Source organism: Anaerolineales bacterium, assembly GCA_019637755.1.
Taxonomy (GTDB): Bacteria; Chloroflexota; Anaerolineae; order Anaerolineales; family UBA11579; genus JAMCZK01.
This window is the reverse complement of sequence record JAHBVC010000002.1, coordinates 558,973-582,699: the sequence shown is the minus strand read 5'-3', so window position 1 is coordinate 582,699 and position 23,727 is coordinate 558,973. Positions and strand designations below refer to the sequence as shown.

Sequence of the window (23,727 nt, the reverse complement as noted above, 5' to 3'; positions counted from 1 at the left end):
ATGGCACGTACCCCGCTGATCGCAGGCAACTGGAAAATGAACAAAACCGTGGGGGAAGCCCTGCGCCTGGTGGAAGATATGTTGCCCGGCTTACGCGCCGTGCAGGGTGTGGAGACATTGCTCTGCCCGCCGGCGATGGCCTTGATGCCCGTGGCGGCCCTGCTGGAAGGCAAAGGCGTGGCCCTCGGCGCGCAGAACCTGCACTGGGAGGCGGATGGCGCCTTCACCGGCGAACTATCCGCCCGCATGCTGGCCGAATTCTGCCAGTATGTGATCGTGGGCCATTCCGAACGCCGCGCCTTGTTTGGCGATACGGATCTTAACGTGCACCGCAAGCTGGTTGCCGCCCTGGCGGCCGGGTTGACCCCGGTGCTGTGCATCGGCGAGACCTTGGAGCAGAACGAAGCTGGCCGCGCCGCCGAAGTGCTCAGCGGCCAGCTGCGCGCCGCCCTGGAAGGCGTGGACATTCCCTCGGCGCAGGCGCTGGTGGTGGCGTATGAGCCGGTGTGGGCCATTGGCACTGGCAAGGCGGCCAGCCCTGAGCCGATCAACACCCTGTTGCGCAATGTCGTGCGGCCCACGCTGGCCGGGTTGCTGGGCCAGGCCGTGGCTGACGAAGTGCGCGTGCTGTATGGTGGGTCCGTGAATGCAGGCAACGCCGGCGAGTACTTTGCTCAGCCGGAGGTCGATGGCGCTTTGGTGGGCGGGGCTAGTTTGAAGGCGGCTGATTTCGTAGCGATCACGCAGGCCGCGGCTTAACCGGCGGCCGGATCAGCCCGCCGCTCGCCCGAACAAGCGCACAGTGTTGCCGCCCTGTTGTTTGGCGGCATACATCGCCTGGTCGGCCTCGCGCAGCAGGCTTTCTGCTTCGGTATCGGCGTCATTGAGGGCGATGCCGATGCTGGCGGTAATGTTGGCTTCATCCTTCAGCGCGCTCAGTACGAAGGGGCGCAGCACCGCTTCACGTATGCGTTGTGCCACTTGCATCGCATCCGCGGCCTGCTCGATCCCATCCAACAGCACGGCAAACTCATCGCCGCCCAGGCGGGCCACGATGTCGCCCGGGCGAATACTGGCTTCCACGCGCCGGGCGAAGTGATACAGCAGCTCGTCGCCCACCATGTGCCCATAGCTATCGTTGAACAATTTCAGATCGTCCAGATCGATAAACAGCACCGCGTAGTGTCGCTCTTGCTGGTGTTCCTGGGCACGGCTGAGCTGCTCGATAAAGTAGGAACGATTGGGCACTTGCGTGAGCGCATCGTGGGTGGCGTGGTGCTGCAGCACCTCCTGAGTGAGCTTGCGGACTGTGACGTTGTGCAGCACGCACACCCAGCCGGGCTGCTGGATCTGCAGCGGGGCGGCATGCCAATCGAAGTGCTGGTCACCCAGGGCAATCTCAAAATCAAAGGGGTGCAGTTGGGCAAAGCGCGCCACGATCTGCTCGGCTTCGGTGGCGGCCAGACCACAGCCTTGCAGCACGCTGGCCAGCGCCAGCGGCTCGTTCGCCGGGATGCCGAAGAAGTCGATCGCCGCTTGGTTGGCGCGCGTCACGCGCGTCTCACTGGTCAGCAGCAGGATCGGATCGGGCGTGCTTTGTAGCACCGCATCGAACAGGGCGGTTTGTTCCATCAGCTCGGCTTGAAACTTGCGCTTGCTGGTGATATTGCAGAACATCAGCTCAGTGCCGATCACCGCGCCGGCTTCATCCTTGCTGGCCACCGCCGAGCACATGGCGAACACCGGGGTGCCGTGCTTGTTGTAGAGGGTTAGCTCGCGTTCGCGCACAAAGCCGTTGCTTTTCACATCGGCAAACAGGCGCTCGGCATCCTTAGGCTCGTTCCACATATAGCCCGGGAAGCCCTTCTCCAACAGTTCACTTTTGGCATCCACGCCCATCATGCTAAGAAAGTAGGGATTGGCGTAAGTGATCTCGTTGTTGGCGTTGGTGTACACCACGCCATCATGGGCGTTGTTGTGAAAGTTGAGATCTGACATGGCGCGGTCAAGAAAATTGCGCTCCAGGGAGACTTGGGCGAGCTTCTTCTTCAGCTCGGCATTCTCCTTGCGCAATTCAGCCAGCGTAGGGCCTTTGGCGCGCGTCAGCGGCGCTTTCTTGGTTGGCATATAGCGGTCAGACCACTCCGAGTGTACACCTTACAAAAACGTAGAACAAAGCGAGCTAACAAAACTGCAAGCCGGCATTAGCGTTAGCCCGTGCCGAATTGGCGATCACCTGCATCGCCCAGGCCGGGAACAATGTAGCCAATCTCATTCAGGCGTTCGTCTTGGGCACCGAGGAACACCGGCACATCGGGGTGTTGCTCGGCCAGGTAACGAATGCCCTCGGGGGCGCCCAGCAAGCCAATGTAACGAATGTTCTTGACGCCCCATTCCTTGAGGATGCTCACGGTGGCCGCCGCCGAGCCGCCGGTAGCCAGCATCGGGTCGAGCACCAGGCACACGCCCACGGTGGGGGCCAATGGCAGCTTGTTGTAGTACTGCACGGGTTGCAGGGTCTTCTCGTCGCGGAACAGGCCAATGTGCCACACCTGCGCATCGGGGATCAGCTCCCACACGCCATCCACCATGCCCAGGCCGGCACGCAGGATCGGCACCAGGCCAATCGTGTCTTCCATTTCGCCGCCTTCAGCCTTGCCCATCGGGGTGTCCACCGTTTTCTTGATCGTCGGCAGATCACGCGTGGCCTCGTAGGTCAGCAGGGCGCTGATCTCTTTCACCAGCTCGCGGAACTTGCGCGGTTCGGTGGATTTGTCTCGCAGAATAGTAAGCTTGTGTAAAACCATGGGGTGCTGGGAAATGTTTGCCTGGGCCATGCGCGTTCCTCCGTTGGCTAATGAGGCGGCGAATAAATTGCGCCGATTATATACGCAGCGCCGCTGCGCCGCGAATTTTCGAACCTGTATAATCTTTGACGATGAACGATGCCCCACGCCTGGTGGACCCGGCGCCCCAAACCACGGATCGCAACGAGCCCGCGCTGCGCCCGCGCAAGCTCGATGAACTCATTGGCCAGAGCAATGTCAAAGAGAATCTGGCCATCCTGATCGACGCGGCGCACCAGCGCGGCGAAGCGCTGGACCATGTGCTCTTCTATGGCCCGCCCGGCCTGGGCAAGACCACGCTGGCGCACATCCTGGCCAATGAGATGGGCGTCAACATCAAGGTCACCGCCGGCCCGGCCATCGAGCGCCAGGGTGACCTGGCGGCGATCCTGAGCAATCTCAATGAGGGCGATGTGCTCTTTGTGGATGAGATCCACCGCCTGGGTAAAGCGGTAGAAGAGGTGCTCTACCCAGCGATGGAAGATTATTCGCTGGATATTGTCATTGGCAAAGGCCCTTCAGCGCGCGCCATTCGCCTCAAGCTGCCGCGCTTCACCGTCATCGGCGCCACCACACGCCTGGCCTTGCTCACCGCGCCGCTGCGGGCGCGCTTTGGCGCCACCTTCCGCCTGGATTACTACGAACCCGCCGCCATCCAGGCGATCCTGGCGCGCGCTGCCGGCGAGCTGGGCCTGCCGGCGGATGCCGAGGGCATGCAGGAGATAGCCCGCCGCAGCCGCGGCACGCCGCGCGTGGCGCTGCGCTTGCTGCGCCGGGTGCGCGATTATGCCGAGGTGCGCGCCGCCGGCCAGCTCACCCAGGTGGTGGCCGAGCAGGCCCTGCAATTATTGGAAGTCGATTCGCTCGGCCTGGATGAGCTCGATCGCCGCGTGCTGCGCGTGATTGTTGAGAAGTTCGGCGGAGGCCCGGTGGGCCTGAACACCATCGCCGCCGCAGTGAGCGAAGAGCCCGATACGATCATGGATGTGGTGGAGCCCTACCTGATGCAGCTCGGCTTCCTCGAACGCCGTGCCCAGGGCCGCCACGCCACCCTGGCGGCGTGCACTCATTTGGGCCTGCCCGTGCCGGCGCAGCTCAACACGCCGACTCTATTTTGATCCACAGATAAACACAGATGCTTGGAACAGATAAAGCAGATACATCTGAGTTCATCTGCTTGTTATCTGTGTGTATCTGTGGAGAGTTTTTGTCTTGAACACCGCTGACTTCGACTACGAGCTCCCCGAAGAGCGCATTGCCCAAACGCCCGCCGAGCCGCGCGATAGCTCGCGCCTGCTGGTGCTCGACCGCGCCAGCGGGCAGCGCATCCACACCCACTTCGCTGAAATTGGCCAGTTTTTGCGTCCGCATGATCTGCTGGTGGCCAACCGCAGCCGCGTGCTGCCGGCGCGCCTGCACGGCCACAAGCAGCCCGGCGGCGGCGAGGTGGAGATCTTGCTGGTGGAGCAGTTGGCGCCGCAGCGCTGGAAGGCGCTGGTGGGCGGCAAGGGGCTACGCCCCGGCCGGGTGATCGAGCTCGGGCATGGTTTGCAGGCCGAAGTGGTCGAAGAGCTAGAGCGCTCGGCGCGGGTGATCGTGTTTAACCAGCCGCTCGACGAGGCTCTCAATTCCATCGGGCAGATGCCGCTGCCACCCTATATCCACACCGCCTTGCAAGACCGCGAGCGTTACCAAACCGTCTATGCCCAGCAGGCGGGCTCGGTTGCCGCGCCCACCGCCGGGCTGCACTTCACGCCTGAGCTGCTGGCCCGCTTGCAGGCGCAGGGCACCGGCTTCGCCGAGGTGCTGCTGCATGTCGGCCTGGATACCTTTGCCCCAGTGCATGAGGATGACCCGCAGCAGCACACCATCCACACCGAATGGTGCCGCCTGCCCGCCGCCACCGCCGCGGCCGTGGCCGCGGCGCGCCAGGCTGGCGGGCGCGTGCTGGCCGTGGGCACCACCAGCGTGCGCACGCTAGAGAGCGCCGCGCGTGCTGGCGCGGGCCGCGTCGCGGCCTACGAAGGACGTACTGACCTATTTATCTTGCCGGGGTTCGAATTCAAGGCGGTGGATGCGATGATCACCAATTTCCACTTGCCGCGCTCCAGCCTGTTGATGCTGGTGAGCGCCTTTGCGGGGCGCGAATTGATCCTGGATGTGTATCAGGAGGCGATCCAGCGCGGCTATCGCTTCTATTCATTTGGCGATGCGATGCTGATTCTTTAGTTGTTGCGCGCTCTGAAATTTTCCAACGCCTGCAAAAAGGCTTGCACTACATTCGGGTCAAACTGTGAGCCGCTACAGCGCTTCAGCTCAGCGATGGCCTCCGCCTGGGTGCGTGCCTGGCGATAGACGCGTTCATCGGTCATGGCTACATAGGCATCCGCCACGCTGATGATGCGCGCGATCTTGGGGATCTGCTCGCCGCGCAAGCCATCGGGGTAGCCGGTGCCGTCGTAGCGCTCCTGGTGGGCACGGATGATCGGCGCCACCGTGGCCAGGTTGCGCACTGGCTCCACAATGCGCGCCCCGATCTCAGGGTGCTGGCGCATGATGTCGAGCTCGGCCGCTTCCAGCGAGCTGGGCTTGCGTAAGATTTCATCGGGTACGCCGATCTTGCCAATGTCGTGCAGTAGGGCACCCCATTTGATATCAGTCAGTTCATCGGGCGTGCAGCCCAGCAGGCGCCCGGTTTCCACGGCCAGGTCCACCAGGCGCTGGCTGTGCCCGCTGGTGTAGGTGTCGCGCACGTCGATGGCACTGGCCAGGGCGCTGACGGTTTGCAGATATGCATCCTGCGCTTCTTCAAACAGGCGCACGTTCTCCAGCGCAATGCCGGCATGGATGGCAAACGAGGCCACCAGATCGGCATCTGCCTGCGAGAACTGCTTGCGCGTATAGCCATCCACGGTCAGCACGCCGATGCATTCGCCGCGCGCCATCAGCGGCGCGCCGATCCACGAGAGCACCTGCGCCGCGCCGGGCGCCAACATCCAATCGGGGTGCTGGCCAATATCCTCGAACAGCAGGGTGCGCTGTTCGAACAGCAGCGGGTGGGCCAGGCGGTCTTCCTGAATGTTCAATTCGTGCCCCACGGTTTCCGGCGGCAGCTTACCGGCCACGGCGTGGATCACCAAGTGGTCGCCGCGCCGCAGTTGTACCGAGGCACTGTCAAAGGGCACCACGCGTTTGAGCTGCTCGAGGATCAGATTGAGCACGCTGGCCCGGTCGGCGGCTGAACCGAGGATCGCGGCCACTTCGCGCAAGGTCTCCGCCTGGCCGCGCTGTTCGCGCTCCGCCGCGAACAGGCGCAGCTTCTCCAGCGCCGTGCCGACTTGCCCGGCGATGGTGCTCAACAAGCGCAGATCAGATTCGGTGAAGGCGTTGATGCGTGTGCTCTCGGCGTTGATCACGCCCAGCACACGATTGTCATTGCCGAAGATCGGCACACACAATTCAGAGCGCATGCTGGGGTTGACGCGCATGTAATTGGGCTCTTTGTACACATCGGGCACGCGCCAGGCTTTGCCAGTGGCGGCCACATGGCCGGTGATGCCTTGAGAGAGCGGCACGGCCTGCTGGCGGCTGCTTTCGTCGATGCCGCGATAGGAGGGGTGCACCAGCAGTGCGCTGCCCTCGGCATCCATGATCAGGAAGCCGAATTTATCGGTATATAAGCTGGCGCCGATGATTTCCGTGGCGCGTTCGAGTAGCTCATTCTCGGTCTTGGCATTCACAGCCGCCTGGGTGATGGCGTGCAGCATGGTCAGCTCTTGTAGCTGGCGCTTGGTCGATTCAAACAGCTGGATGCTTTCCAACGACAGGGAGATCTGATCACCCAGGGTGGAGAGTGCCGCCACTTCGTAATCATCAAATGCGTTCAGTTGCTGGCTTTCGATGTTGAGTAGCGCAAAGACCTTCTTGTAGATCTTGATCGGAATGACCAGCTCTGATTGGATCGGGCCGTGCCCTTCCACATGGTGAAAATTGGCAGCCTTGCTGACATCGTTGGCCAGCACGACCTCGCCGCTTTGCGCTGCCTGGCCCAGCAAGCCCACGCCAAAGGCCTGGCTGTAGCCCTGACGGTTGACGCGGCCCTCGAAGGCGCCGGCACTGGCCTCCACGATGTAGGCTTGCGTTTCATCGTCTACACGCGTGATGTCTGTGGAGAAGTAGCCCATGCGGCGGTGCAGGCACTCCACAATCGTTTCAAATAGCTTTTCGCGCTCCAACAGGCCGCTCATGCGCGTGGTCAATTCGTTCAGCACGGCCAACTGGTGGGCACGGCGGGTTTCAGCGCTGGCATTGCGCAAGCGCTGAATACCGGTGGCCAACTGGCCCGCCAGAGTGCTGAGCAGGCGCTCATCGTCTTCCGTGAAGTGGTTCAGCTCACGGCTTTCGGTGTTGATCACGCCGATGACGCGTTCGCCGATCTTCATCGGCACACACAGCTCGGAGAGCGTGGCCTTGTCGTAATCCAGGTAGTTGGGCTCCAGGCGCGCATCCGCAATGCGCATCGGCTTGCCGGTTTGTGCCACGCGCCCGGTGACGCCCACGCCCAGGGCAATCGGTTTGCCGGCCACTTCCGGCGCCGATTCATAGGAGGGGTGGATGTGCAATTCTTGGCTGTTCTCGGCCAACAGAATGATGCCGAAGTTATCCGAATAAATACTATGGCGAATGAGCTGGGTTGCACTTTCGATCAGCTCATCTTCGCTGTTGGCCTCGGTGGTGGCATTGGCCACCTGCTGCAAAATGGTCAACTCTTGCAGTTGGCGGCGGGTGGCTTGGAACAGGCGCGCGTTCTCGATCGCCACTGCAGCTTGCTGGCACAGGGTTTGCGCCAGGTAGATCTCACGGCTGGAGAAGCTGCGCAGTGCTTCACGGTCTTGCAATTCCACCAACCCGATGATCTTGCTCTGGGCGATCAGCGGCACCAGCAATACCGTTTCCACCCCGGCGCGTTGCAAGGCCTTCTTCTCGGCGGCGGCAAGGTTGCTTTGCGTGCGTTGGCGTTGCATCGATTGGCCCGCTTCCAGCGCGGCGCTCACGTCCATATGCGCGGCGATGGCCTGCGGTGGGTGGCTGGGCACTTTGTCGTAGCTGTGGCGCAGGCGTAAGGCTTGGGTATCCGCCAGCCAGTCGTACGCAATAAAGGTGTGTACATCCAACAGGTTGATCAGTTGGTACCCCACCACCTGCAATACTTTGTCAATATCCAGGCTGGAGCTAATGCTGGCTCCGGTGAGCGCCAGCGCGGCGAGCTCATCGGTATGCTGACCATCGGTGCTTTCATGCAGCCAGGGAATGGGCAGGTTTTCGGGGTTGCTGATCGTGACGCGGATCAGGTCCGTATCTTTGAGCGGTAGGTGGCTTAATTGAATTTTGCCGTTGATCGGTTTGCCGGCAGGGGTGCGCCCGGCCCACGGCGTTTCGGGTGTCTCGCCTTGCCGCGCCAAGGCGCGGTAACGGTCCAGTTCCCCCTGGCCCGTTTGGCTTAGCTGTTCAAAGTTGTGCTGCTGCAGGCGGTTTTCTTCGGCTTCAAATAGCAGCACGGCACTCTGGTTGGCCGCCAGCACTTGGCCGTTATCGGCCTGCAGAATCAATACGGCCTCGGCAATATGCTCGATCAGGGCCTTGACTTTGCTCAGATTACGCGAGAAGTCATTGCCCGACGAAGCTCGACGGGAACGTGAATCGTTGAAGGAGGCCAGCAGCATTGTGTTTGCATCCATAAGCGCCGCTCAACGTACGGGCATGCGTCATGTTAAGGGGCCAGTATCCTGCGGCGTAGGCCGAGGAAAGCCCCACGGAATGCTTAGTGTACTGCGGGCGCGGCCTGAATCAGGGTGCCCAGGCGGTGCATGAATTGATCGAGATCCATGGCCTGGATAGCGGTGACGGCGCGCATTTCTTCTTCATTCAATTGGAACGCGCTCAGTTTTTCCTGCAAGCGGCCGCTCAGCATGGCTGCCTTGAAATCCTGGTCTACCAGCGCGAGAGTGGCAATAGCGTTCAGTTTGAGCTTGGACATTGGGGTCTCCGTTGGGTGTGCGTAAAGGTCAGGGCTGGATTAGCGCGTGGCCGGGCCGGAGCCGATGCCGCCGCCGATGGGGTAGCTGGCCTGCGGGCCGGAACCGATGCCGCCGCCAATGGGGTAGCTGGCCTGCGGGCCGGAGCCGATGCCGCCGCCGATAGGGTAGCTAGCCTGCGGGCCGGAGCCGATGCCGCCACCGATGGGGTAAGAGAAGCTGGTCTGCTTGATCATGTTGGTAAATCTCCTGTAGATTAGATTGGCCACATTCTACGAATGCACCTATGAACGCAGCTATGACCAAATGTCAAAAAAAGCCACCCAATTTCGAGTAGCTTTTTCATTACCTGGCGATTAAGTTGCAATTTCCTTGCCGTTTGGCACGTTTCCGGTTGCGCACCGGTGAAGTGCAAACGCAAGGGTGCGTATTTTTGTTCTACACGTTGATGATCAATTGTTGGTAATACTCCTGCAGCGCCTCGATCGGCTCGGCGTTCAGTTCATGGCGTAGCAGGGCCTTATAGTCCTTATAGTGGGCCAGCGCGGTGGAGGTGGCGCCCGAGGCGACCATGCTCTTCATCAGGGCCAGGTGCGCTTCATCACGATACGGGTCGCTGGCGACGATGCGTTCATAGGTCTCGCGCGCTTCGCGGAAGCGCTTGCCACGCATCTCGATCTCACCCAGGCTTATCAAGGCATCCAGGTAGCGGCCGCGCAGCACCTCGCGGCGCTGGTCTACCCATTCCATGTACAGGTCTTCCATAAAGGGCCCACGGTACAGGCGGATCGCCTGGCGCAGCAGCTCGGCCCGCTCGGCATCCGCCAGCCCGCTGGCCCCGGCCATCGCCAGATAATTTTGAAATTCAGCCACGTCGTACCATACGTGCAGACTGTGGTGCAAGCTGTAGCTTTCGTCTTCGAAAACGATGGCTTCCTTGAAGCCTAGCGCCTGGCGCACACGCCATAGCGTGGCGTGGAAGTTGCTGCTGATCTTACTGATGCTGAAGTCTGGCCAGAAATCCAGGCCGATGGCTTCTTTGCGCACCCTGCCTTGATCCAATATATAAAAGAAGAGCGCCTTGGCACGGCTAGAACGCCACACCGCGCTGTGGATCGCGGCGCCATCCTTGCTTACCGTGCTGCTGCCAAAGGCGTGCACCTCCAGGTTGGTATCGGGCACTTGCTCCACCGGGCTGGGCGGGCCCAGGTTGGCGCGCCCCGGCTGGAAGGCTGCTGCACGGGCATGCAACTTCTCCAGCGCGGGCAGCTGCACATCGGCCAGCGCGCGGGCCAACGCCTCCAGGTGGCGTTGTGCCGCTACCACCAGGAACTGGTCATAGCCCAGGCGTGCGGCGATCTGCAGCGCCAGGGCAAACAGATCCTCGGCAGCCGGCAGCTCGCCTGCGGCGTGCAGCAGCAGCGCCTGGTGAAAGGCGGCCAGCGGCGTGCTGGGGCGTGGCTGGCCGTCTTGGGCATTAACCAGGCACTTGGCGAATTCTTCGCGTGCCAGTACGGTTTGGCCCATCGCTAGATAAATGCAGCCCAATTCCAGAGCATAGTCATCGCTGCCAAAGGTGTTGCTGGGTTTGCTGGCGGCCTGGCGCAGCAACGCCATCGCCTCGTTGCCATTGCCCTGCAGGCGCTGCACGCGCGCCTGGCCGGCATAGATCAAGGCCAGGTCCAGTTGCGCGTCACGCTGGCCAAGCTGCAAGGCGTGTTCGAAAACCGCCTCCGCCTCCGCCAGCTCGCCCAGGTCCAGCAGCAGCTCCCCCTGGCCGCTCAGAATGGCAATCTCGGCGCGCACCTGCCCTGAGGCGTGGGCGTGCCCCAATGCCAGCGAGTACTCCTTCCAGGCGGCGGGGTAGTGGCCTACCTGGTGGTGCAGATAAGCGATGTTGTTGCGCGCCGCCGCTAACGCCCCCAGATTGCTGCGGATGCTGACATGAATATCCAATGCTTCCTGAAACGCTTGCTGTGCCAGCAGGATCTGCCCGTTGACAATATGGATCCAGCCTAGATCGCTCAGGCATTCAGCCAGATTGAAGACGTATACCCCTTTGAGCTTGTCTTGCCCTTCGGCGGCCAGTTGGCGCAAGCCGCGCACCGCATCTTCCAGGTGATGGATGCCCGTGCGGGTCTGGCCCTGCAAGTGCAAGGAAACGCCGCGCAAACGTTCGGCTTGGTACCACTGGTAGGAGCGTGTCTCGCTCAACAACTCCTGTGCTGCATCGGCCAGGCCGATGGCGCCATTGGTATTGCCGGTAAAACGATAGACCATGCCACGCGTGATCAGCGCATTGGCCAATAGCTGTACATCACCACGGTCACGCAGCACCGGCTCGGCTTCGGCCAGCAGCTTGAGGCACTCCTCAAATTGGTTTTGGTTGCCGAGCGATTTAGCCTGGTAGAGCAGCAGGCGTGGCGCCAATTGGCACAGGGCCGGCGCCGTGCCTAATTCTTCCAGCCAGCGCGCCAGCAGGGCCTGGCGCCCGGTGGTGTAGAAGTGCTCGGCGGCGGCATCCATCCACTCGGCGGCCTGCTCGGTTTCGCCGGCGGCCAGTTTGAAGGCTACCGCGCTCTCCCATTCCTGGCGGGCAAAATGCCATTCGGCGGCGCGGCTTTGCAAGTGGTGCAGGCGTGCGGCGTCATGCCGTGCGAAGTAATCCTGCAGGAATTCGGCAAATAACTGGTGGAAGCGGTAGCTGGTCCCCTCGCGCGTTTCGGTGCGGCTGACGAACAAGTTGCGTTCTTCGAGAGCGCGCAGCATCTGGCCCGAATCCTGGCGTTGCAGCAGGAAGTTACACTGCGCTTCGCTAAAATCGCTGAACACCGAGGCGCCCAGCATAAACGCCCGCAGCTCTTCGCTTTGTTGGTTGACGACTTCTTCGGCCAAGTAGGTGTAAACCTGCTCGGTGTCCCCCAGGAAGCGCGGCAGCGCGCCGTGGCTGATGGCGCGCACCGCCAGCAACAGCGCCACGATCCATCCGTCAGCACGCTTGGCCAGCTCCTCGGCTTCCTCCTGCGTCAGCCGCATGCGATAGTTTTGCAGCACCAGCTTTTGCAGCTCATCGGCGCGGAAGCGCAACTCATCCGCGCTGATCGTCACTAGCTCATCACGAATATACAGGCTGGCGGCGGGGATGCCGTAAACGCTGCGCGAGCCGATCAGAATACGCAAATGGTCGGGCAGATGCTCCAGCAGGCTTTCGAGAAAATCGACGATCTGCTGGTTCTCGCCTGCCAGATGATAGTCATCCAGCACCAGCACACAAAAATCTTTGACCTGCTCCTGGATCGCATTGATCAGCTCAGTAGCAATGCTGGGCGCATCCGGCGTGGCACCGGGCGTGTTCAGGTGTTCCTCCAGGGCTTCGCCGAAGCCGGGGAATTGCTGCTGGAAGGCGGCCACAATGTGCAGGGCAAATTGCACCAGATCGCCATCCTCCGGCCCTACGCGATACCAGCAGACGTGAGCATCTACATCAGCGGCAAAATCCACCAGCAGCGTGGTTTTGCCGTAGCCCGCCGGCGCCGATACAAAGGTCAGCTTGCGGTGCAGGTTTTGGTGCAGCGTATCCACCAGGCGCACGCGCCGCAGCACGTCCTTGCGACGTTGCGGGGCACGCACCTTGGTCAGCAGAATAGTCATTCGGCGAAGTACAGCCTTTCCGTACAGGCTTATTGTAGGGCAATCCGCCCTGAATGTTGAGCCCGAACGGTGGATGGGGCATTAGTATAATTTTCCCAGTGAGGTGTTATGCGAACTGTGGATCTGATCATTAAGAAGCGTGATGGCCTGGAACTGACCCGCGAGGAAATTGAATTCTTCGTTCAGGGCTTCACCGATGGCAGCGTGGCCGACTATCAGGCCGCGGCCTGGGCCATGGCGGTGCTGCTCAACGGGATGAGTGACCGCGAAACCACCGATCTCACCCTGGCGATGGCCCATTCGGGCGATGTGCTCGATCTGAGTGGCGTGGTGGATATTGCCCTGGATAAACATTCCACCGGCGGGGTGGGGGATAAAACTACTTTGGTGGTGGAGCCGGTCGTCTCGGCCTGTGGCCTGCGCGTCGGCAAAATGTCTGGCCGCGGCCTGGGCTTCAGCGGCGGCACGCTCGACAAAATGGAGGCCATTCCCGGCTTCCGCACCAACCTGACCCAGAAAGAATTCCTGCGCCAGCTCAAGACGCTTGGCGTGGTGCTCACCGGCCAAACCGGTGATTTGGCGCCGGCGGATGGCAAGATGTACGCTCTGCGCGATGTCACCGGCACCGTTGATTCGATGGCGCTGATCGCCTCTTCCATCATGAGCAAGAAGATCGCCGGCGGCGCCCAACGCATGGTGCTGGATGTGAAGGTGGGGGTGGGCGCGTTCATGAAAACGCTGCCGCAAGCCAAAGAGCTGGCGCAGTTGATGGTGCGCATTGCCAAGCGCGCCGGCCGCAAAGCCGTTTGCCTGCTTTCGGATATGAACCAGCCGCTCGGCTTCGCCGTGGGCAATGCCCTTGAAGTCAAGGAAGCCATCGCTACCCTGCATGGCGCTGGCCCGGCGGATTTCCGCGAGCATTGCCTCGAAGTGGCCAGCCAGCTCATCGTGCTGGGCGAGGGCGCCAGCAGCCTGGCAGCGGCCCGCAAGCTGGCCGAGGCCAGCCTGCAGAATGGCGGCGCCTTCGAGCGCTTCCGCAAGCTGGTGGCCGCGCAAGGCGGCGATGTCCGCTATGTGGATGATCCCGAGAAGCTGCCCAAGGCGCCCTTTGTGGAAGTTGTGAAGGCCCCCAAGAGCGGCTACCTGAAATGGATCGACGCCAAGACCGTCGGCGAAACCTCTGTAGAGATGGGCGCCGGCCGCGCCAAGAAGGGCGATGCGATTGACCCCGCCGTGGGCATCGTGGTGCTGCACAAAGTGGGCGACAAGGTGGCCAAGGGCGAAGCCCTATTTGAGTTGCACGCCAACTCCAAACAATCGCTCGCCGCGGCCCGGGCGCGTGTGCTCGGCGCGCACCAGTGGTCGGCCAGCAAAGTCAAGCCGCTGCCGCACTCCTATGGGGTGGTGAAGTAGACCAGCTGTCAGCGTTCAGCAATCAACTTTAAACAAAAACAAGCCCTGCGAATTCGCAGGGCTTGTTTTTGTTTTTGAAGTTGATTTAGCTGATAGCTAAAAGCTGATCGCTGATTGCTACCCTTGATACCCCGCCATAAACGCCACGCCCAGTGTACCCGGGCCAGTGTGCGTGCCCACCGAAGGGCTCACCGCGGTTACTGCGGTCATCGTCGGGTTGAAGCGCGCTTTGGCCTCATCCAGCAGCGCCTTGGCATCCGCCTCGGCGTTGGCGTGCACTACCGCCAGGTGCAGCGGTGTGCGGCCGCCGATGCGTTCTTCCACCAGCTCCAGCACACGCGCCAACGCCTTGGCCTTGGTGCGCACGCGCTCGCGGGCTTCCAGGGCGCCATCTTCCACTTCCAGGATCGGCTTCAGGTTCAACGCCGTGCCCAGGAAGCGCGCCCCGCCGCCGATACGGCCGCCGCGGTGCAGGAACTCCAGCGTATCCACCAGCAGCATCAAGCCGGTGTGCTCACCGGCCTTCTTGGCGATCGCCGCGCAGTCTTGCAGCGATTTGCCCGCCTTGGCGGCCTTGGCCGCTTCCAGCAGCGCCCAGCCGGTGCCCATCGAAGCCGAATGCCCGTCCATCACTTCGATATTGATGCCACTGACCAGCTCTTTGGCCTGGTTGGCTGAGCTGATCGTGCCCGAGAGCTTGGCGGAAACAAACAGGCCCAAAATGTCGCTATAGCCATCTTTCTTCAACTTCTCGTACATGTCCTTGAAGGCGGCCGGCGAGGGCTGCGAGGTGCTGGGCATGCTATCTGCCTTAGCCAGGCGTTCGTAAAACTCGTCGGGCTGGATATCCACGCCATCGCGCAGTTCCTCCCCGTTCCAAATTACCACCGTGGGCACAATGTTGATGTTCAGGCCCTCGCTCAGCTCTTTGGGAAGGTAGGTGGTACTATCGGTAATGATTGCAACTTTGGCCATGCTCTCTCCTCACAGATGATTCGTGTGCCGGGGCGGGCACGTAAAATAGGGTAGTGGCTAAGTGTAGTGGAAACTCGGCCAGCCTACAAGAGCGCGCCCGTTACCGCCCGCCCTGGGGCCTAAAGCGCGCTCTTGACCCGCCGCCGCTTAGCGGCTACAATCACCCGCCGTTTGTAGTGATAAAACTACACATGGGCTTTGCCATCGGCAGGGCCTAGTTAACGTTTACTTGAGGAGCTTGTTGTAGATGGTACGGATCAGATTGCGCCGCGTGGGCGGCCATAACCAGGCTAGCTTTCGTATCGTAGCCGCAGATAAAGAAAGCCCGGTCAAAGGCCGTTTTATTGAGGTGCTGGGTTCCTACAACCCGCGCACTCAGCCGGCCACGATTGTGCTGAAGGAAGACCGCATTTATCACTGGATCGGCAATGGTGCCCAGCCCAGCGAATCGGCCGAGCAGGTCTTCAAGCAGGCTGGCTTGCTGGATCGCTATGTGCGCTTCAAAGCCGGCGAGGCCATCGAGACCCTGCTGGCCGAGGCCGATGCCGCCGCCAAGCTGCGCAATGCTGACCAGCGCACTCGCCGCCCGGCTCCGGCGTCTTCCAGCCGCAACAAGAAGAACCTGGCGGCCGCTGCCGCCGCCGCGGCTGCTCCGGCTGCGCCAGTGGCTGAGGCCCCTGCCGCCGAAGCTGAAGCGCCGGCCGAGGCCGCTCCCGCAGACGACGCCCCTGCCGCTGAATAAGCAGCTATGCAAGCGCTCATCGAATACATCGCCCGTTCCCTGGTAGATGATCCTACCCAGGTGCAGGTGCGCCCGCGCCGCCGTGGCGAGGGCAATGAGCTCGCCTTGCAAGTGGCCAAAGAAGATATGGGGCGCATCATTGGCCGCAACGGGCGCGTCGCCAATGCCATTCGCCTGTTGCTGCAGGTAGCCGCCTCGCAAGATGGCAAACACGCCAGCCTGCACATCTCGGAACCTGATTGACCTCGCGACGTCACAGAGCCAACACTCGCCGCAAGGCAAATGAAGGCAAGCCCTCCCAGTCAGGCTCGGCAGTTTTTCGCGAGCCTGACTTTGTGTTGGTGGCCGTCTTGCGCCGCCCGCATGGCCTGCGCGGCGAGCTGCAAGCCTCCATCGAAACCGATTTCCCCGAGCGCTTCAAACCCGGCGCGGTGTTCTTCCTGGGTGAAGACCATCGCCCGGTCACCATTCGCAGCGTGCGCCCGGTAGATAACGGCGTGCTGCTGGCGTTCAAAGAATTTCCCGATCGTGCCTCCCTGGAGCAGGTGCGCAATGCACCGCTGTTCTCGCGCGTGCAAGACAGCCCGCCATTGCCGCCCGGCCAGTTTTACCGTTACCAACTGCTCGGTTTGCAGGTTCTCACCGATAGCGGAGAGGCGCTGGGCCAGCTCACCCAGGTGCTGGAGACCGGCGCCAATGATGTCTACGTGGTGCAATCGCCCACCTATGGGGAAGTGCTGTTGCCCGCCATCGCGGACGTAGTGCTGGAGACCGACATTGCCGCTAAGCGCATGCGCGTGCACCTGCTGCCCGGCCTGCTGCCCGAGAAGTAATAATGAAGAACCGTGGGGGATGTTCTAACTCATCCTTCATCCCTCATTCTTCATCCTTGGTATGCCTGTGGTATTCTGGTTGCCGTTTTGAGGGCCAGCATGCCTACGCCACCCATGGATAGCGAAAAGCTCAGCCGCATTGCACTCACCAGCGTTAAAAATGTAGGCGCCGTGCGCTTCCGTTTGCTGCTGGAGGCCTTTGGCAGCGCCGCGGCTGCATGGGCCGCCACGCCGGCCCAATGGCAAGCGGCTGGCCTGCCGCCCGCCGCCGTCAATGGCTTGGTGCAGGCGCGCCAGAGCCTGGAGCTGGACAAGGTTCCCGCCCGCCTGGCGCAGTACGGCGTGCGTGCCCTGGTGTGGGAGGATGACGAATATCCCCGCCGCCTGCGCGAGCTCGAGCAAGCCCCGCCGGTACTCTACCTGCGTGGCGATCTGCTGCCTGAGGATGAATGGGCCGTGGCCATTGTCGGCAGCCGCGAGGTGACCGCCTACGGCCGCCAGGTGGCGCAAGAGCTAGCTACCTTTCTGGCGCAGCGCGGCATCACCGTGGTAAGTGGGCTGGCGCGCGGCGTGGACGCCCTGGCGCACACCGCCGCCCTGCGCGCCGGCGGCCGCACGCTAGCCGTAGTGGCACATGGGTTGGATAGTGTCTATCCCGCTGCCAACCGCGGCCTGGCCGAAGAGATGATCAAGCGCGGTGCCGTGCTCAGCGACTATGCGCTGGGCACTCCGCCGGATGCGGCCAACTTCCCGCCGCGCAACCGCATCATCTCCGGCCTCTCGCAGGCGGTGGTGGTCATCGAGGCGGGTGAGCGCAGCGGGGCGTTGATCACCGCTGGCTTTGCCGCTGAGCAAGGCCGCGAGGTCTTTGCTGTGCCCGGCCCGATCTATGCGCCGCAAAGCAAGGGATGCAATATGCTGATTGAACGTGGGGCACACCCACTAACGCAGTTTGAGAACTTACTAAAGGTGTTGAACCTGGAAACGATGCAAGCCAACAAAGATGCCCGCCAGGCATTGCCCACAGACGCCACCGAGGCTGCGCTCTACCGCCTGCTAGGGGCTGAGCCGCTGCACCTCAATGAGATTGGCGCTCGTGCGGCCCTGCCCATCGCCCAAGTCTCCTCCACGCTGACCTTGATGGAGCTCAAAGGTTTGGTGCGCCATGTGGGCGGCATGGCCTATGTGGCCGCCCGCGAACTGGGGGCTACTTATGGCTAAGCCTGTGATGCAACACGCCTACGCCGTGATCATGGCCGGCGGCGGCGGCACGCGGCTCTGGCCGCTCTCGCGCCAGTCCAAGCCCAAGCAGATGCTCACCCTCATCGAGGAGCGCAGCCTGTTCCAGATCGCCGTGCAGCGTTTGCAAGCCCTGCTGCCGCCCGAGCGCATTTTGGTGGTCACCAGCCAGCAGCAGGCTGACCAGCTCAAGACTCACGCCCCCGAGCTGCCCACCGAGAATTACATTCTAGAGCCGCAGCCACGCGGCACCGCCGCCGCCATTGGCTTGGCCGCTGCCGCCCTCGGCCAGCGTGACCCGCAGGCCGTGATGATCGTGCTCACCGCTGACCACTACATTGGCAACGAAACTGGCTTCCACCGCTACCTCGAAGCCGCTGTGGCCCTGGCGCAGACCGGGCCGCTGGTTACCCTGGGTATTGACCCGGCCTTCCCCGCCACGCAATATGGCTACATCCACATGGGTGAGAGTCTGGGCGAATTCGGCGGCTTTGTTGCCCACAAGGTCAAGCGCTTCAAAGAGAAGCCCAGCCTGCCAGAAGCTGAAGCCATGCTCGCTTCCGGTGACTATGCCTGGAATTCCGGCATGTTTATCTGGACCATTGAGCGTATCCTGCAGGAATTTGCCCAGCAAATGCCAGACCTGCACGCCACGCTGCAAACTGTGGCCGCCGCCATGGGCACGCCAGACTACGACAGCGTGATCGCCCACGAATGGCCGCGCATCGCCGCCCAGACGATTGACTATGGCGTCATGGAGCATGCCGCCAACGTCGCCGTCATCCCCGCCAAGGAATTGGCCTGGAACGATGTCGGCTCGTGGACCTCGCTGTTTGAGGTGCTGCCCGCCGACGCCAACGGCAATCTGGCGCTGCATCCACACCACCATGACCTCGATAGCCATGATTCCTTGGTGCACGGCGCCAGCAACACGCCAGAGCGTCTCATCGTTACCGTTGGCGTCAAGGATTTGGTGGTCGTAGACACCGGAGATGTGCTATTAATTTGCTCCCGTGAGCGCGCCCAGGATGTGCGCCAGGTCATTGAAGCCCTGAAAGAAAAAGGGTTACAGAAGTATCTGTAACCATGATGATGATTAAAACTTTAGAGGTGTTTGTTTGGAAGCGTATTGCGTAAAGTGCAAGACCAAGCGTGAAATGGTTGACCCCAAGCCGGAATACACGGCCAGCGGGGCGCCGGGTACGCGTGGCACCTGCGGTGTGTGCGGCACCACCTTGTTCCGCATGGGGCGCACCCCGGCGCATGAGGGCATTGCCGCCCCGGTCAAGCCGACCAAGCAAGAGCGCCAGGACGCCAAGCGCAAAGGTCGCCTGGTCATCGTCGAGTCGCCCGCCAAGGCGCGCACCGTAGGCCGCTACCTCGGTAACGGCTACCGTGTCGAAGCCTCAGTGGGCCATGTGCGTGACCTGCTGCGTTCGCAGCTCTCGGTGGACGTAGACAACAGCTTCGCGCCCAAGTACCGCATTCCTAACGAGAAGCGTAAGGTGGTCAAGGGCCTCAAGGCCGAGGCCGCCAAGGCCGAAGAGATCTTCCTCGCTACCGACCCTGATCGCGAAGGCGAGGCAATTGCCTGGCATCTGCTCGAGGCCGCCGAGATCGATCCGGCGCGCGCCAAGCGTGTCGTCTTCCATGAGATCACCAAGCCCGCCATCGAAGAAGCTTTTGGCCAGCCGCGTGAGCTCAATATGGATCTGGTCGACGCGCAACAGACCCGCCGCGTGCTTGACCGTCTGGTAGGCTACAACCTCAGCCCCATCTTGTGGACCAAGGTACGCAACCGCCTCTCGGCCGGCCGCGTACAGTCCGTAGCGCTGCGCCTGATTGTGGAGCGCGAGCGTGAGATCGATGCCTTCGTGCCCGTCGAGTACTGGTCCATCGAGGCGCAGTTGCAACCTGAAGGCAGCAAAAACACCTTCGTGGCCAAGCTGGCCGAGGTCAACGGTGCCGAGCCGGAGCTGGGCTCCAAAGACAAAGTTGATCCGCTGCTGGCGGATATGCAAACCGCCGCCTACAGCATCCGTGAGATCAAGCGCGGCCAGCGCCGCCGCAAGGCGCCCGCACCGTTCACCACCAGCACGCTGCAGCAAGAAGCCTCGCGCAAGCTCGGCTACACCGCCAAGCGCACCATGGCTATTGCCCAGCAGTTATATGAAGGCATTGACCTGGGTGAGGGTGAGACCACCGGTCTTATCACCTATATGCGTACGGACTCCACTTATGTCTCGCCGCTGGCGCAGCAAGAGGCGCGTGAGTACGTCACCAGCGTGCACGGCGCCAGCTACCTGCCGGAGCAGGCGCCTGAATACAAGACCCGCGCCAAAGGCGCACAGGAAGCGCATGAGGCGGTGCGCCCAACCTCAGCTATGCGCACGCCGGCGCAGATCAAAGACAACCTCAGCCGAGACCAGTACCGCCTGTACCAGCTCATCTGGCAGCGCTTCCTCGCCTCGCAGATGGTGCCCGCGGTCTACGACACTATCTCGGTGCGTGTAATTGGCCAGGGCAGCAACGAGTACCTGCTGCGCGCCTCTGGCTCCATCTTGCAATTCCCCGGCTACCTGGCTGTGTACGAGGAAGCCAAAGACGAAACCGTCAAAGCCGAGGGTGAAGATGATTCACCCATCCCGCCGGACCTGGCCGAGGGTCAAACGCAAAAGCTCTTGGAGCTGTTGCCCGCCCAGCACTTCACCCAGCCGCCGCCGCGCTTCAGCGATGCCTCGCTGGTCAAAGCGCTGGAAGAATACGGCATCGGCCGCCCGTCCACCTATGCGCCTACGCTCAACACCTTGCAGCAGCGCGGCTATGTGGTGCGTGAAGATAAGCGCTTCATCCCCACCGAGACGGGGCTGCTCGTGAACGACCTTATCACGGAGCATTTCCCAGACATCGTCGATTTCAACTTCACGGCAGAGATGGAAGCCAATCTGGATAAGATCGCCTCTGGTGATGCCAACTGGGTCAAAGTGCTCAGTGACTTCTATGGCCCCTTTGCTGAAGAAGTGGAGAAGGCCAAGCTGGAGATGCCCGAGTCCAAAGCTGGCCCCGAGTACATCGGCCGCGAGTGCCCCACCTGCAACCAGGGCCAGCTTATCATCCGTTGGGGGCGCTATGGCAAGTTCATCGGCTGCGAGCGCTTCCCAGACTGCCGCCACACCGAGCCCTGCCTCGAGAAGATTGGCGTCACCTGCCCCAAAGACGGCGGCGATATCGTCGAGCGCCGTACGCGCAAGGGCCGCATCTTCTATGGTTGCGCCAACTACCCTGAGTGTGAATTCACCTCGTGGAAGCGCCCGCTGCCCACACCGTGCCCCAGTTGCGGCGGCACGCTGGTCATCGCCAACAAGAACTTCGCCCAGTGCATCGACTGCGAAACGCAGTTCCCGCTGGACGATGTACAAAAGGAAGACGAGCCCGCCGGCGAAGCTGCCTAGTTTGTCATTGCGAGGACGCTGAAAGTTGCATTCATGCAACTTTCAGCCCCGAAGCAATCTCCAAGCCAGATTGCTTCGCTGCGCTCGCAATGACAGGCTGGAGTTAGTTGCACATTCCCTGCTGCTCCTCTAAAATCCAATCCAAATGGACTACGACCCACAAACTCCTGACCCCGTCGCACCGCCCGCCGCCCGCCGCCGCGGCTTTGCGTTCGATCCCACTGCGCTGCTCGCCAGCCTGCGCCAGCCACGTACCCTAGCAATTGCTAGCGCTATTGCCGGGTTGCTGTTCGGCTGGCTGGTCATCGGCTGGTGGCTGTACCCGGTGGAATTCATCGATGGCAATCCGGCACAGATGCGCGCCGATTACCAGCAAAGCTACCTGCGTGCTGCCATCGACTCCTACACCCTCACCCCGGATGAGACCGTAGCGCGCCAGCGCCTTGAGGCGCTGGGCGCCGCCGTGGATGGCATCATGGCCGCCGTGGCCGCTGCACCCGGCAGCCAGGACGTCAATACCATCGCTCATTTCCAATTGCTGCTGGGCACCAATCCCGCCCAGGGCGCACAAACGCCCAATGCCGAGACCGGGCCAGCTAGCCAGTCAACCCCGGCTGCCGGCGCCGATAAGCCGCAACTAACAGCGGGCAACTGGTTCACCACAATGTGTGGCATTACGCTCGCTTTGGGCGCGGTTTTGCTAGCGGTTACCTTACTGAAGAAGCGCCAAAGTGGCGCGCTCGCCGCGTCGCCGCTAGGGCCGCGTGGCAAGGTGCAACCCAGCGCGGCTCCCGGCGCCATCAGCAATGATGCCTTGCCGCTCTCGCAGTGGATGACCACCTATTTGATGGGCGATGACCTGTTCGATGACTCGTTCAGCATTGATTCGCCTGCCGGCGAATTCATGGGCGAGTGCGGCGTGGGCATTGCCGATACCATCGGGGTAGGCACGCCCAAGCGTGTCACGGCCTTCGAGATCTGGCTGTTTGACAAGAACGATATCCAGACCGTGACGAAAGTGCTGATGAGCAGCCACGTCTTCCGCGATGATGCGGCCCGTGGCCGTCTCTCCGCCAAGGGCGAGCCGGCGTTGTGCAGCCCCGGCGTCGAGATGGTGCTCGAGACCGCCACTCTACAGATGGTGGCGCGCGTGGTGGATATGCAATACGGTGAGGGTGCCTTGCCCGAAGACAGCTTCTTTGAGCGCGTGACGCTGGAGTTGGCCGTGTGGGCCAAGAGCTAACCTGAATGCAAGCAACAAAAGACCAGCCGTTTGGCTGGTCTTTTCTTTTGCGCCTTAGCAGCTGTGTTAGCTTTCCAGTGTGGCACGCACGGCTTTGGGCAGGCTGGCGACCACCAGCAGGTACGACTGGTCGATCATTTCGCGCAGCACAGCATCAGGCAAACCTTCGCCGACCACCACCGTATTCCAGTGCTTTTTGTTCATGTGATAGCCCGGCCGCACCCACTGCGGGTAGGCAGCGCGCTGCGCCAGCGCATCTTCAGGGTCACATTTGAGATTCAGGGTGAGCTGCGCTTCGCCCTCGCCGATAAGGGCGAACATCTTGCCGCCCACTTTGAGCACGCGGGCGCCCGGGCCAAAGGGATAGCTGTCGCCGGCGCCGGGCTTCTTCAAAAAATAGGCCAGTACACCCGCATGGCTCTGTAGCTTAGCCATCTTCGCCCTCCGGCTCTGGCGCCGCCAGCACCGCGTCCAGGTCCGGCGTCACGGCTGCCGCGCCCTGCTGTGCCCAGAGCAGGAACTCCACATTTCCCTTGGGGCCGAGCACGGGCGAGCGCAGCAGCCCGCGCAGCGCCAGGCCGCGCTGGCTGACGAAGGCCAGCGTATCTTCGAGCACGCGGCGGTGCACGCTAGCATCACGGATGACGCCTTTGCCGCGTGCGACCTCTTTTTTGCCCGCCTCGAATTGCGGTTTGATCAGCGCCACTACCTGGCCGCCTGGCTTCAGCCAACTTTGAAATACGGGTAGCAGCGTCTTGAGCGAGATGAACGAAGCGTCCACTACCACGCCATCCACTAGCTCTGGCAGGGCGGCTACATTGCGGGCATTGGTTTCTTCCATCACCACTACACGCCCATCCTGACGCAACTGCCAGTGCAACTGGCCTTTGCCCACGTCAATGGCGTACACCTTGGCTGCGCCGCGTTGCAGCAGGCAATCGGTGAAGCCGCCGGTTGAAGAGCCCACATCGGCCGCCACCCAGCCTTCCACCGAGATAGCGAAGCCATCCAGAGCGGCCTGCAGCTTCTCGCCGCCGCGCGAAACGAAAGGCGGCCGCGCCGCCAGCTCCATGGCGGCGTCTTCCGGCAGCAGCGCTCCGGCCTTATCGACCAGCTGGCCGTTGACGCGCACCTGGCCGGCCATCAGCAGGCGCTGCGCCTGGCTGCGGGTTTCGGCCAGGCCGCGCTGCACCAGAAGCAAGTCGGCGCGTTGTTTAGGCATAGTGAGATTCTATAGCAGAAAAACGAGCGATCAGTGAGCGGGGGTGAGTGATTAGTTATCAATCACCTTACAGATT

Annotated in this window: 20 protein-coding genes; 11 read left to right on the top strand and 9 right to left on the bottom strand. The window is 62.0% G+C overall.

From position 1 onward, the window contains the following. The gene (gene tpiA, locus KF821_10755) at window positions 1-759 is read left to right on the top strand and encodes a triose-phosphate isomerase (GenBank protein MBX3006291.1); all 759 of its coding nucleotides are present in this window, start codon (window positions 1-3) and stop codon (window positions 757-759) included. 12 nt (window positions 760-771) lie between these two features. Here the strand turns inward: tpiA and KF821_10750 are convergent, their stop codons facing one another. Together KF821_10750 and upp are read right to left on the bottom strand one after the other, a co-directional pair. Next, window positions 772-2,127 carry a diguanylate cyclase gene (locus KF821_10750; protein ID MBX3006290.1) on the bottom strand — a complete coding sequence of 452 codons (1,356 nt, stop codon included), beginning with the start codon at window positions 2,125-2,127 and terminating at the stop codon, window positions 772-774. Window positions 2,128-2,210: 83 nt separating this feature from the next. Next, window positions 2,211-2,837 carry a uracil phosphoribosyltransferase gene (gene upp, locus KF821_10745; protein MBX3006289.1) on the bottom strand — a complete coding sequence of 209 codons (627 nt, stop codon included), beginning with the start codon at window positions 2,835-2,837 and terminating at the stop codon, window positions 2,211-2,213. A gap of 101 nt (window positions 2,838-2,938) precedes the next feature. Between upp and ruvB the strand changes: the two genes are divergently transcribed. Next, window positions 2,939-3,964: a Holliday junction branch migration DNA helicase RuvB gene (gene ruvB, locus KF821_10740; GenBank protein MBX3006288.1), complete on the top strand. Its 1,026-nt coding sequence runs from the start codon at window positions 2,939-2,941 to the stop codon at window positions 3,962-3,964. A 94-nt stretch (window positions 3,965-4,058) separates the two neighbouring features. Beyond that, on the top strand, window positions 4,059-5,075 hold the full coding sequence (queA, locus tag KF821_10735) for a tRNA preQ1(34) S-adenosylmethionine ribosyltransferase-isomerase QueA (protein ID MBX3006287.1): 1,017 nt from the start codon (window positions 4,059-4,061) through the stop codon (window positions 5,073-5,075). Here queA and KF821_10730 read toward each other — a convergent pair. From KF821_10730 to KF821_10715, 4 genes are all read right to left on the bottom strand, one after another. Further along, on the bottom strand, window positions 5,072-8,584 hold the full coding sequence (locus KF821_10730; GenBank protein MBX3006286.1) for a GAF domain-containing protein: 3,513 nt from the start codon (window positions 8,582-8,584) through the stop codon (window positions 5,072-5,074). The two genes, queA and KF821_10730, sit on opposite strands and share 4 nt — an antisense overlap. An 83-nt stretch (window positions 8,585-8,667) precedes the next feature. Further along, complete coding sequence (locus KF821_10725) at window positions 8,668-8,883, bottom strand: hypothetical protein (GenBank protein MBX3006285.1); 216 nt, start codon at window positions 8,881-8,883, stop codon at window positions 8,668-8,670. Window positions 8,884-8,922: 39 nt separating this feature from the next. Further along, window positions 8,923-9,117, bottom strand: a complete 195-nt coding sequence (locus KF821_10720) for a hypothetical protein (protein MBX3006284.1) — start codon at window positions 9,115-9,117, stop codon at window positions 8,923-8,925. Between the two features lie 202 nt (window positions 9,118-9,319). Further along, on the bottom strand, window positions 9,320-12,532 hold the full coding sequence (locus tag KF821_10715) for a hypothetical protein (GenBank protein MBX3006283.1): 3,213 nt from the start codon (window positions 12,530-12,532) through the stop codon (window positions 9,320-9,322). Window positions 12,533-12,640: 108 nt separating this feature from the next. Between KF821_10715 and KF821_10710 the strand changes: the two genes are divergently transcribed. Continuing rightward, window positions 12,641-13,945, top strand: coding sequence for a thymidine phosphorylase (locus KF821_10710; protein MBX3006282.1), 1,305 nt, complete (start codon window positions 12,641-12,643; stop codon window positions 13,943-13,945). A gap of 117 nt (window positions 13,946-14,062) precedes the next feature. Here KF821_10710 and KF821_10705 read toward each other — a convergent pair whose 3' ends face one another. Further along, window positions 14,063-14,920: a DegV family protein gene (locus KF821_10705; GenBank protein MBX3006281.1), complete on the bottom strand. Its 858-nt coding sequence runs from the start codon at window positions 14,918-14,920 to the stop codon at window positions 14,063-14,065. A gap of 247 nt (window positions 14,921-15,167) precedes the next feature. Between KF821_10705 and rpsP the strand changes: the two genes are divergently transcribed. From rpsP to KF821_10670, 7 genes are all read left to right on the top strand, one after another. After that, window positions 15,168-15,662, top strand: coding sequence for a 30S ribosomal protein S16 (gene rpsP / locus KF821_10700; protein MBX3006280.1), 495 nt, complete (start codon window positions 15,168-15,170; stop codon window positions 15,660-15,662). 6 nt (window positions 15,663-15,668) lie between these two features. Continuing rightward, window positions 15,669-15,905 (top strand): KH domain-containing protein, encoded by a 237-nt coding sequence (locus KF821_10695; protein MBX3006279.1) that lies wholly within the window; start codon window positions 15,669-15,671, stop codon window positions 15,903-15,905. Between the two features lie 92 nt (window positions 15,906-15,997). Continuing rightward, the gene (rimM, locus tag KF821_10690) at window positions 15,998-16,495 is read left to right on the top strand and encodes a 16S rRNA processing protein RimM (GenBank protein ID MBX3006278.1); all 498 of its coding nucleotides are present in this window, start codon (window positions 15,998-16,000) and stop codon (window positions 16,493-16,495) included. A gap of 99 nt (window positions 16,496-16,594) precedes the next feature. Further along, window positions 16,595-17,716, top strand: coding sequence for a DNA-processing protein DprA (gene dprA / locus KF821_10685; protein MBX3006277.1), 1,122 nt, complete (start codon window positions 16,595-16,597; stop codon window positions 17,714-17,716). Next, the gene (locus KF821_10680) at window positions 17,709-18,818 is read left to right on the top strand and encodes a mannose-1-phosphate guanylyltransferase (protein MBX3006276.1); all 1,110 of its coding nucleotides are present in this window, start codon (window positions 17,709-17,711) and stop codon (window positions 18,816-18,818) included. The genes dprA and KF821_10680 overlap by 8 nt, the downstream gene beginning before the upstream one ends. A 73-nt stretch (window positions 18,819-18,891) precedes the next feature. After that, window positions 18,892-21,186: a type I DNA topoisomerase gene (topA, locus tag KF821_10675; GenBank protein ID MBX3006275.1), complete on the top strand. Its 2,295-nt coding sequence runs from the start codon at window positions 18,892-18,894 to the stop codon at window positions 21,184-21,186. A gap of 145 nt (window positions 21,187-21,331) precedes the next feature. Next, window positions 21,332-22,429: a hypothetical protein gene (locus KF821_10670; protein MBX3006274.1), complete on the top strand. Its 1,098-nt coding sequence runs from the start codon at window positions 21,332-21,334 to the stop codon at window positions 22,427-22,429. Window positions 22,430-22,495: 66 nt separating this feature from the next. Here the strand turns inward: KF821_10670 and KF821_10665 are convergent, their stop codons facing one another. Then, complete coding sequence (locus KF821_10665) at window positions 22,496-22,864, bottom strand: MmcQ/YjbR family DNA-binding protein (protein MBX3006273.1); 369 nt, start codon at window positions 22,862-22,864, stop codon at window positions 22,496-22,498. After that, entirely contained in the window at window positions 22,857-23,651 is a 795-nt protein-coding gene (locus tag KF821_10660) for a TlyA family RNA methyltransferase (protein ID MBX3006272.1), read from the bottom strand. Before KF821_10660 ends, KF821_10665 begins: the two co-directional genes overlap by 8 nt. Window positions 23,652-23,727: the final 76 nt, after the last annotated feature.

Excerpts from the sequence above, each read along its gene's own strand:
- tpiA (MBX3006291.1), top strand. The coding sequence starts at position 1 with ATGGCACGTACCCCGCTGATCGCAGGCAACTGGAAAATGAACAAAACC.
- KF821_10750 (MBX3006290.1), bottom strand. The coding sequence starts at position 2,127 with ATGCCAACCAAGAAAGCGCCGCTGACGCGCGCCAAAGGCCCTACGCTG.
- upp (MBX3006289.1), bottom strand. The coding sequence starts at position 2,837 with ATGGCCCAGGCAAACATTTCCCAGCACCCCATGGTTTTACACAAGCTT.
- ruvB (MBX3006288.1), top strand. The coding sequence starts at position 2,939 with ATGAACGATGCCCCACGCCTGGTGGACCCGGCGCCCCAAACCACGGAT.
- KF821_10730 (MBX3006286.1), bottom strand. The coding sequence starts at position 8,584 with ATGGATGCAAACACAATGCTGCTGGCCTCCTTCAACGATTCACGTTCC.
- KF821_10725 (MBX3006285.1), bottom strand. The coding sequence starts at position 8,883 with ATGTCCAAGCTCAAACTGAACGCTATTGCCACTCTCGCGCTGGTAGAC.
- KF821_10720 (MBX3006284.1), bottom strand. The coding sequence starts at position 9,117 with ATGATCAAGCAGACCAGCTTCTCTTACCCCATCGGTGGCGGCATCGGC.
- KF821_10715 (MBX3006283.1), bottom strand. The coding sequence starts at position 12,532 with ATGACTATTCTGCTGACCAAGGTGCGTGCCCCGCAACGTCGCAAGGAC.
- KF821_10710 (MBX3006282.1), top strand. The coding sequence starts at position 12,641 with ATGCGAACTGTGGATCTGATCATTAAGAAGCGTGATGGCCTGGAACTG.
- KF821_10705 (MBX3006281.1), bottom strand. The coding sequence starts at position 14,920 with ATGGCCAAAGTTGCAATCATTACCGATAGTACCACCTACCTTCCCAAA.
- rpsP (MBX3006280.1), top strand. The coding sequence starts at position 15,168 with ATGGTACGGATCAGATTGCGCCGCGTGGGCGGCCATAACCAGGCTAGC.
- KF821_10695 (MBX3006279.1), top strand. The coding sequence starts at position 15,669 with ATGCAAGCGCTCATCGAATACATCGCCCGTTCCCTGGTAGATGATCCT.
- dprA (MBX3006277.1), top strand. The coding sequence starts at position 16,595 with ATGCCTACGCCACCCATGGATAGCGAAAAGCTCAGCCGCATTGCACTC.
- KF821_10680 (MBX3006276.1), top strand. The coding sequence starts at position 17,709 with ATGGCTAAGCCTGTGATGCAACACGCCTACGCCGTGATCATGGCCGGC.
- topA (MBX3006275.1), top strand. The coding sequence starts at position 18,892 with ATGGTTGACCCCAAGCCGGAATACACGGCCAGCGGGGCGCCGGGTACG.
- KF821_10670 (MBX3006274.1), top strand. The coding sequence starts at position 21,332 with ATGGACTACGACCCACAAACTCCTGACCCCGTCGCACCGCCCGCCGCC.
- KF821_10665 (MBX3006273.1), bottom strand. The coding sequence starts at position 22,864 with ATGGCTAAGCTACAGAGCCATGCGGGTGTACTGGCCTATTTTTTGAAG.
- KF821_10660 (MBX3006272.1), bottom strand. The coding sequence starts at position 23,651 with ATGCCTAAACAACGCGCCGACTTGCTTCTGGTGCAGCGCGGCCTGGCC.